The organism is Amycolatopsis rifamycinica, from assembly GCF_000695625.1.
GTDB classification, from domain to species: Bacteria; Actinomycetota; Actinomycetes; order Mycobacteriales; family Pseudonocardiaceae; genus Amycolatopsis; species Amycolatopsis rifamycinica.
In genome coordinates this window covers 46,903-56,030 of sequence record NZ_JMQI01000080.1, presented here as the reverse complement: position 1 = coordinate 56,030, position 9,128 = coordinate 46,903, and the positions used below count along the sequence as shown (strand labels likewise).

The window sequence follows — 9,128 nt, the reverse complement described above, 5'->3', positions numbered from 1 at the left end:
CGCGACGGCGGTGCGCAAGCCGCTGCTGCCCCTGCTGACTCCGTGAGCCGGTGGCGGGCGCCTTCCGGGCGCCCGCCACCCGCGCAGGACGCCGACGACGCTGTGTCACCGCTCACAAACCGACGGTTGACCAGCGGGGATCTGTGCTACCTCTGTTCCTTCCAATGCCGGAAGGGACGTTCGATGAGCACCTCCGTAGCGCCACTGGAAATGGTCGACACCGACCGCTACCCGCTCACCGAACCGGACAGCCCTGCCTGGCGGGAGGTCGTCGGCCGCACCCGCGCGGAACTGGCCGACGCCGGCTGCAGTGTCCTCGCCGACTTCATCCGCCCCGAACTGCGCGACGTGCTGCGGGCCGAATGCGCGGCGCTCGAACCGCACGCGTACACGAAGATCGAACAGGTCAACGCCTACAACATCGCCGTCGACGAGCCGCTGCCCGAAGACCACCCGGGCCGGACGATCATGGAACGCGGCAACGCCTTCGTCGCCCGCGACCGCATCCCGGCGTCGTCGATCATCGCCCGGCTCTACACCAGCCCGCTGTTCCGGCGGTTCGTCGCCGACTGCTTCGGGCTGCCGGAGCTGCACGAGCTCGCCGACCCGCTGTCCGGGCTGACGCTCAACGTGATCGCGCCCGGCCGCGCGCACCCGTGGCACTTCGACACCAACACCCACACCGTCAGCATGCTGACGCAGGCCGCGGCCGACGGCGGGATCTTCGAGTACTGCCCGGACATCCGGTCCGCCGCCGACGAGAACTTCGCCGCCGTGCGCTCGGTGCTGGCCGGCGACACCGGCCCGGTCCGGCGCCTGGGCCTGCGGCCCGGTGATCTCCAGCTGTTCAAAGGACGCTTCGCGCTGCACCGCGTGAGTACCGTGGCGGGCGCGATCGCGCGGCACTCCGCGATCTTCGCCTACAGCGAGCGCCCGGGGGTCATCGGGAGCGCCGAGCGGACGCGGCAGCTGTTCGGCCGCGTCCTGCCCGCCCACCTCGCGGAGCGCACCGCCCGCGGCGACGAGCTGCTCGACTGAACCAGGAGCCTGGCCCGTGCCTTTCGACTCGACCGGCAAGATCTCGTTCGACCACATCTACACCGCGCCCGACCCGCGGCCGTTCTTCGGCACCCTCAAGCGCGTCGGCTACCGCATCCCGCAGCTGGCGAAGCCGTACTTCGCGAAGCTGATCGCCGAGCACCCCGCCGAGCGGCCGACCGTGCTCGACGTCGGCTGCTCGTACGGCGTCAACGCGGCCCTGCAGCGCTGCGAAGCGACGATGGACGACCTCTACGCCCACTACACCGACCCGGCCGTGCGCGCGCTGGACCACGCGGCGCTGGTCGAGACCGACCGGAAGCGCGTCCGCACCGGCAACCCGCGCTTCTACGGCCTCGACAGCTCCGCCCCGGCGCTGGAGTACGCCCTTTCCGCCGGGTTCCTCGACGAGGCGCTCCACGCCGACCTCGAACGCGACGACCCGGACAGCACCCAGCAGAAGCTGCTGGACGACGTCGACCTCGTCGTCTCGACCGGCTGCGTCGGGTACGTCACCGAGAAGACCCTCATCCGGGTCGCGCGCGGCGCGCGGCCGTGGATGGCGCACTTCGTGCTGCGGATGTTCTCCTACGAGCCGATCGCCGAGAGCCTCGCCGAGCTCGGGTACGAGACGGCCGGTGTCGGCGGCGTCTTCCGGCAGCGGCAGTTCGCCTCGGCCGAGGAGCAGGCGCAGATCCTGGACACACTGAGCGCGGCCGGCGTCGACCCGACGGGCCTGGAGTCCGACGGGTGGCTCTACGCGCGGCTGTATGTTTCCCGCCCGGATGGTTCGGCCGCGGACCTCGCCGCCGCACTCGAAACCCCTGAGCAAGAAGGATGACCGTGAGCAGTCCGGAATGGTCCACCCGCACCTTCGGCAACGAGGACCGGCTCCCCCGCGTCCCGCTCCCCACCCTGGAGGACAGCGGCCGCCGGTTCCTCGAATGGTGTGCCCCGCTGCTGACGCCGGCCGAGCTCGCCGAAACCGAAGCGGCGCTCGCGGAGTTCCTGGCGGGGCCCGGGCCGGAGCTGCAGGCCCGGCTCGAGGAGTACGACCGCGCGGCCGGCGTGCGCAGCTGGCTCGACACGTTCTGGCCGTACCGCTACCTCGGCCGCCGCGACCGGATCGGGTTGAACGCCAACTTCTTCTTCCTGTTCCAGGATTCCCCGCTGGGCCAGCTGGAGCGCGCGGCCGAGCTGACCGCGGCGGCCGTGGACTACAAGCTGAAGCTCGACGCCGAGCTCGTGCCGCCGGTGCTGCTGCGCGGCACGCCGCAGTCGATGGTGCAGCACAAGTTCCTGTTCTCGGCGACGCGGATCCCGGGCGAGGTGCTCGACACCGCGCGCACGCGGTTCCCGTCGCCCGAGCGGCACGTCGTCGTGTTCTCCAAGGGGACGCCGTTCCGGATGGACGTCCTCGCCGAAGACGGCCGCCCGTACTCGCCGGCGCAGCTGGCCGACGGGCTGCGCGCGATCCTCAAGGACGACCGCGTCACCGAGGTCCCGGCCGGCTCCTTCACCACGAAGGCGCGCGCGGAGTGGGCCGCTTCGCGGGCCGCGCTCCTCGAGGCGGGCAACGCCGCCGCGCTGGAGACCATCGAGACCGCGTTGTTCTGCCTGTGCCTGGACGACTTCACGCCGTCGGACGCCCTGGAAGCGGGTGACCGCCTGCTGTACGGCGACAACCGCTGGTACGACAAGGCCGTGTCGCTGGTCGTGTTCGAAGACGGCACCGCGGGCATCAACGTCGAGCACTGCGAACTCGACGGCACGACGATCCTCGGCTTCACCGACGCACTGCTGAGCGGCGCCCGCTCGGACCGTGAGCCGGCGGACGGGGTCCCCGGCTACGAAGTCGTCGAGTTCACGCTGACCGACGCCCTCCGCGAAGACGCGCGGGCCGCCCGGGAAGCCTTCGAGGCCTACGCGGACGCGACGGCGACGCAGACCGTGTCGTTCGGCTTCGGGGCCAACCGGGCGAAGCAGCTGGGGATGTCCCCGGACGCCTTCGCGCAGATGTCGTACCAGCTCGCGCATCGCCGCGCGAAGGGCCTGACCGGCGCGACGTACGAATCGATCGCGACGCGGCAGTTCCAGAACGGCCGGACCGAAGCCATGCGGGTCGTCACGCCCGAGGTGGTGCGCTTCGCCGACGTCATGACCTCCGACGCCTCCGCCGAGGAGAAGCGCGAAGCGTTCCGCGCGGCCGCGGCGAAGCACGTCGCCCGGGCGAAGGAGTGCCAGGCCGGGGACGCGCCGGAGCAGCACCTGTGGGAGCTGCAGCTGATCGGAAAACGCCGTGGTGACCCGGAAACCCCGGCCCTGTACACCTCGCCGGGCTGGCTGAAGATGCGTGACGACTACCTGAGCACGAGCTCGGCGCCTTCGGTCAACATCCAGTACTTCGGCTTCGGCTCGACCAGCCCGCAGTGCATCGGCATCGCGTACGTGCTGCTGCCGGACCGGTGGAACATCTACCTGAGCACGCCGAAGCACGTGTCGGCGGAGATGTACCGCTTCGCCGACGAGCTCACGAAGGCCGTGAGTGAGCTGCAGGAGCTGCTGGCCGAGTAGGCGCCGCGTCGCCCCACGGCGGGGGTCACGCCGTGGGGTCCGACACGACGAGCACCAGCGAACCCTCGAAGGCCGGCTGCTCCCGCAGCTTGCCGTAGCGGCGTTCCCACGTCCCGTCGTCGAGGTCGTGCCGCAGTTCCGCGGCGAAGCGGTGGTGCACCCGGTCGTCGACGAAACTCCACGCCGAGCACGACAACCGCGCGCCCGGATCCAGCAGGCGTTCCGGGCGGGCGTAGTAGGCCTCGTTGAAGCCGTCGGTGCAGTCGATCGGGATCGGCACGGGGACGATCGACGTGTGGCCGCCGAGGCCGTCGGCGATGTCGTCGACCGAGGGGTAGCGGCGCGCCTCCGTCTCGATCACCTCGGGTGCGTAGTCGAGCAGCCAGAAGCGGCGCAGCAGATCCGGGTCGCAGGTCAGGATGGCGATCGGGCCGCGGGTGACCCGGCGCATCTCCTTGAGGCCGGCCCACAGGTCGTTCCACTGGTGCACGCTGAACGTGCTCATCGCGCCCTCGAACGCCCGGTCCGGGAACGGCAGCTTCTCGGCGACGGCGTCGACCGCCGGCGGCAGGCCCGCCGGACGCTGCGCGCGCATCGACGCCGACGGCTCGACGGCGGTCACTTCACGGTCTTCCGGTTCGTACGCGCCGGCGCCCGCGCCGACGTTCAGCACCGTCCGCGCGTCCCCCAGCGCGTCGAGGATGTACCGGCCGATCCGGGGATCCGGCTTGCGGTAGTCGGTGTAGACCCCGCCGATCGCACCGTAGTCCGCGTCCCCGGCGCTCCCGTCCGCACGTCGCTGGCTCATGCCGGAAAACTATCAGCGCGGGCCACCGGCGCAGGCGTTGCTCCGGCGGACGTAAGCCGGTGCCGGGCCTGCGGTCCAGTCGTCAATTTCTGTCGCAAACTTGCGTAAGTTCGTTCGAGTATTGCGATTTCTTGTCCAGCATTCGTATGATCCCGATCACAGAGGTCCCCACCTGCTGCGGAAAGGCCAGTGCCGTCCATGTCTCCCAGCTCTGTCTTCAACGCGCCCAAAATCAGATTCGGCGCTCTCGCGCTGGCCGTCATCACGGCGGCCGGCGTCACCATCGCCGCGGTGCCGGCCGACGCGCTCGCGGCCGGCCGTGGCGCCACCGTCCCCTTCCTCGAACAGGAAGCCGAGAACGCGGCGACGAACGGCTCGGTCATCGGCCCGAACCGCGCCGCGGGCACCCTCGCCGGCGAAGCCTCCGGGCGGAAGGCGGTGACGCTCTCCGGCCAGGGCCAGTACGTCGAATTCACCCTCACCGCGCCGGCGAACTCGATCGACTTCCGGTACAGCGTCCCGGACTTCGCCGGCGGCACGATCTCGCTGTACGTCGGCGGCACGCACCAGCGCGACCTCGCCCTGACGTCGAAGTACGCCTGGTACTACGGCTCGTACCCGTTCACCAACAACCCCGCCGACGGCAGGGCCCACCACTTCTACGACGAGACCCGCGCGCTGCTCGGCACGTCGTACCCGGCCGGGACGAAGATCAAGCTGCAGGCCGACGCGGGCGACGTCACCCCGGTCACGATCGACCTCGCCGACTTCGAGCAGGTCGCCCCGGCCGCCACGCGGCCGGCGAACTCGGTGTCCGTCACCGACTACGGCGCCACGGCCGACGACCCGAGCGACGACGCCGGGGCGTTCGACGCGGCCGTCGCGGCCGGACGCAGCCAGGGCAAGGAGGTCTGGATCCCGGCCGGCACCTTCACCCTCGGCCACCACGTCACGGTCGACCGGGTGACGATCCGCGGCGCCGGGCCCTGGTACTCGGTGCTGACCGGCCCGCGCGCCGGGATCTTCGGCAAGGGCGAACCGGAAAGCTGCGGAACGCCGACGTACCCCGGGAACCCCGCGGTGCCCGGGGTGAGCAGCGCGGTGAAGCTCTTCGACTTCGCCATCATCGGCCAGGTCGACGCCCGTGTCGACTGCGACCAGTCCAACGCCGTCGGCGGCGCGCTGGGCGGCGGGTCGGTCGTGCAGAACCTGTGGCTGCAGCACACGAAGGTCGGGCTGTGGCTCGACGGGCCGTTCGACGGGCTCACCGTGTCCGGCAACCGGATCCTCGACCAGACCGCCGACGGGCTGAACCTGCACCAGGGCATCAGCAACACCTTGGTGACGAACAACTTCCTGCGCAACACCGGCGACGACGGCCTGGCCATGTGGTCCGAACACGAGGCCGACCACCACAACACGTTCTCGTTCAACACCGTGCTGCTGCCGATCCTCGCCAACAACATCGCGGTCTACGGCGGGCACGACAACACCGTGTCCGACAACGTCGTGGCCGACAACCTGGACCAGGGCGGCGGCCTCCACGTCGCCAACCGGTTCAGCGCGGTGCCGCTGTCGGGCACCACGACCGTCGCGCGCAACACCGCCATCCGCACCGGCGTGCTCGACTCGAACTGGCAGTTCGGCGTCGGCGCCCTGTGGTTCGACGGCCGCGACTCGGCCATCACCGGCCGGATCGACGTCACCGACCTCGACCTGCAGGACAACAACTACGAGGCCATCCAGTTCATCGACAGCGCCACCACGGACGTGCACTTCACGAACGTCCGGATCAGCGGCGCCGGCACCTTCGCCTGGCAGATCCAGGCCAAGCCGACCGGGTCGGTGAAGAACGTCGTCGCGACCGGGGTCGGGCGGGCCGGGGTCTACAACTGCATGGGCCCGGACGCGATGGCGGGCCTGGCCGACCAGGGCGGCAACTCCGGCTGGACGACGACGTACTGCGGCTCGTGGCCGTCGCCGGTCTACGGCTCCGACAACGGCGGCACGACCACTACACCGACTCAGCCGACGGGGAACCTCGCACTGCACAAGACAGTCAGCGCGTCCGGCTCGCAGGGCGGCTTCCCACCGGCCAACGCCGTCGACGGCGACGCGAATTCCTACTGGGAGAGCACGAACAACGCGTTCCCGCAGTCGCTGACCGTCGACTTCGGCACCACGGTCAGCGTCTCTCGGCTGGTGCTGAAGCTGCCGCCGTCCTGGGGTGCCCGGACGCAGACCCTGTCCGTCGACGGCGTCAAAGCTTCCGCGACCTACGCCTTCGATCCCTCGTCCGGGAACACCGCGACCGTGAGCCTCCCGGCAACTTCGACGCGCACCCTGCGCCTGATCTTCACCGGCAACTCCGGCTGGCCCGCCGGGCAACTGTCCGAACTCGAAGCCTATTCCTCCTGAGAGGTGATGACGATGTACCGCATTCCGGCTTTGCTCGCCGCAGCGCTCGCCGCGTCCGGCCTGACCGTGCTGTCCGGCGCCGCGCCCGCCGCGGCCGCGACCTGCCCGACGACCGCTTCCGGCGGCGCGAGTGTGCCGTTCCGGACGGTCGAGGCCGAGTGCTCGGCGACGAACGGCTCGGCCGTCGGCCCCGACTACACCCAGGCTTCGCTCGCCTCGGAGGCCTCCGGGCGGCAGGCCGTGCGGATCACGACCGGCCAGTACGTCGAGTTCACGCTGCCCGCGGCGGCCAACTCGATCAACGTCCACTACAACCTGCCGGACGGGTCCTCGGGCCGGCTTTCGGTGTACGTCAACGGGACCAAGCTCGGCAGCGGGCTTTCGGTGACGTCCCGGTATTCCTATGTGGACACCGGGTGGATCCCGGGCGCCAAGACGCACCACTTCTTCGACGACGCGCGGCTGCTGTTCGGCCAGAACGCGGCGGCCGGCGCGAAGGTGCGGGTGGCCGCCGACTCCGGTGACGTCGGCCAGGCGACCATCGACCTCGCGGACTTCGAGCAGGTCGGCGGCGCGGGCACGAAACCGGCGGCCGCGCTTTCGGTGACCGACTACGGCGCCACGGCGAACGACTCTTCGGACGACTCGCAGGCGTTCCGCAACGGCCTCGCAGCGGCCCGGTCACAGGGCCGGGAACTGTGGGTGCCGTCCGGGCGCTTCGAGATCGGGTCGGCGCTGCAGATCGACCAGACGACCGTCCGCGGCGCGGGCCCGTGGTACACCGTGCTGCACGGCAACAACATCTTCAACAACGGCAGCGCGTCCGGGAACATCAAGCTGTACGACTTCGCCGTGTTCGGCGACGTGACCGAACGCAACGACGGCAGCCCCGACAACGCGTTCCACGGCGTGCTGGGCACCGGTTCGGTCGTGTCGGGTCTGTGGATCCAGGACACGAAGTGCGGGCTGTGGCTGATGAACGGCGCGTCGTCGAACCTGACGATCGAGAACAACCGCATCCTGGACACACAGGCCGACGGCGTGAACTTCGACGGCGCCGTCACGAATTCGACGTTGCGCAACAACTACCTGCGCAACAACGGCGACGACGGCCTCGCGCTGTGGTCCAACGGCCAGGCCGACTCGGGCAATTCGCTGGTGAACAACACCGTCGTGCAGCCGAACCTGGCCAACGGCATCGCGCTGTACGGCGGCTCGAACAACACGGTGAGCGGCAACCTCGTCCAGGACACCAACGCCCTCGGCGGCGGCTACCTGGTCGCGAACCGGTTCAACTCGGTGCCACTGTCCGGCACGGTGACGTTGGCGAACAACACCGCGCTGCGGGCCGGGGCGCTCGACCCGAACTGGCAGTTCGGCGTCGGCGCGCTGTGGTTCGACGCCCGCGACCAGGCGATCACCGGCGTGAGCATCCGCGTCACCGGGTTCACCGCGATCCAGAGCCCGTACGAGGCCATCCAGTTCATCGACGGCAACGGCGCGGGCAAGCCGATCCAGGGCATCACCATCGACGGCGTCTCGGTCCAGGGCGCCGGCACGTTCGTGGCCCAGGCCCAAACGCAGGGATCGGTGTCGATCAGCAACCTGACGGCGTCCGGCGTCGGCGTGACCGGGACGTACAACTGCCCGTACCCGACGTCGATCCCGCGGATGACCTTCACCGGCTCGGGCAACAGCGGCTGGACCGGCACCTGGGGCGACTGCTCGACCTGGCCCGCGCCCAATTCCGGCCCGCAGCAGCCGCAGCAGCCCGGCTCGAACATCGCCCGCGGCAAGGCGATCAGCGCGTCCGGGTCGCAGGGCGGGTTCCCGCCGTCGAACGCGAACGACGGCGACGCCAACAGCTATTGGGAGAGCGCGAACAACGCCTTCCCGCAGACCCTGACGGTGGACCTTGGCACGGCGTCGTCGATCAACAAGGTGACGCTGAAGCTGCCGCCGTCCTCGGCCTGGGGTGCGCGCACCCAGACGGTGACGATCTCCGGCAGCACCGACGGTGGCTCGTACACGACGCTGGTGGGCTCGCGCGGCTACACGTTCGACCCCGCCTCCGGCAACACGGCGTCGGTGTCCTTCGCGACGACGTCCCAGCGGTTCGTGCGGCTGACGTTCACCGGCAACACCGGCTGGCCCGCCGGTCAGGTGTCCGAGTTCGAGGTGGCGGCGGCCTAGTTCCGGGGGCGCGGTGTGACGAAACGGCACGGCGGCTCGACGGTTCCGCACGGAACCCGCCGGGTCGCCGTGCCTGCGTTAACCTCGCCGGGGAGAT

6 protein-coding genes are annotated in these 9,128 nt (G+C 70.3%); 5 read left to right on the top strand and 1 reads right to left on the bottom strand.

The genetic code is table 11. The annotated features are described in order from the left end of the window. Positions 1–183 precede the first annotated feature (183 nt). Genes DV20_RS40350 through DV20_RS40340 form a run of 3 tightly spaced genes read left to right on the top strand, consistent with a single transcriptional unit; the run spans position 184 to position 3,612 of the window. Complete coding sequence (locus DV20_RS40350; RefSeq protein ID WP_043788917.1) at positions 184–1,038, top strand: HalD/BesD family halogenase; 855 nt, start codon at positions 184–186, stop codon at positions 1,036–1,038. Positions 1,039–1,054: 16 nt separating this feature from the next. Continuing rightward, on the top strand, positions 1,055–1,879 hold the full coding sequence (locus tag DV20_RS40345) for a class I SAM-dependent methyltransferase (RefSeq protein WP_043788916.1): 825 nt from the start codon (positions 1,055–1,057) through the stop codon (positions 1,877–1,879). Then, on the top strand, positions 1,876–3,612 hold the full coding sequence (locus DV20_RS40340; protein WP_043788914.1) for a choline/carnitine O-acyltransferase: 1,737 nt from the start codon (positions 1,876–1,878) through the stop codon (positions 3,610–3,612). Before DV20_RS40345 ends, DV20_RS40340 begins: the two co-directional genes overlap by 4 nt. Before the next feature lie 25 nt (positions 3,613–3,637). Here the strand turns inward: DV20_RS40340 and DV20_RS40335 are convergent, their stop codons facing one another. Continuing rightward, the gene (locus DV20_RS40335; RefSeq protein WP_043788913.1) at positions 3,638–4,420 is read right to left on the bottom strand and encodes a class I SAM-dependent methyltransferase; all 783 of its coding nucleotides are present in this window, start codon (positions 4,418–4,420) and stop codon (positions 3,638–3,640) included. Positions 4,421–4,618: 198 nt separating this feature from the next. Between DV20_RS40335 and DV20_RS40330 the strand changes: the two genes are divergently transcribed. Next, positions 4,619–6,838, top strand: coding sequence for a discoidin domain-containing protein (locus tag DV20_RS40330; protein WP_043788911.1), 2,220 nt, complete (start codon positions 4,619–4,621; stop codon positions 6,836–6,838). Positions 6,839–6,844: 6 nt separating this feature from the next. Then, on the top strand, positions 6,845–9,031 hold the full coding sequence (locus DV20_RS40325; protein ID WP_043788910.1) for a discoidin domain-containing protein: 2,187 nt from the start codon (positions 6,845–6,847) through the stop codon (positions 9,029–9,031). The last annotated feature ends 97 nt before the right edge of the window (positions 9,032–9,128 follow it).

Coding starts and splice junctions, on each gene's coding strand:
- DV20_RS40350 (WP_043788917.1), top strand. CDS start 184: ATGAGCACCTCCGTAGCGCCACTGGAAATGGTCGACACCGACCGCTAC.
- DV20_RS40340 (WP_043788914.1), top strand. CDS start 1,876: ATGACCGTGAGCAGTCCGGAATGGTCCACCCGCACCTTCGGCAACGAG.
- DV20_RS40335 (WP_043788913.1), bottom strand. CDS start 4,420: ATGAGCCAGCGACGTGCGGACGGGAGCGCCGGGGACGCGGACTACGGT.
- DV20_RS40330 (WP_043788911.1), top strand. CDS start 4,619: ATGTCTCCCAGCTCTGTCTTCAACGCGCCCAAAATCAGATTCGGCGCT.
- DV20_RS40325 (WP_043788910.1), top strand. CDS start 6,845: ATGACGATGTACCGCATTCCGGCTTTGCTCGCCGCAGCGCTCGCCGCG.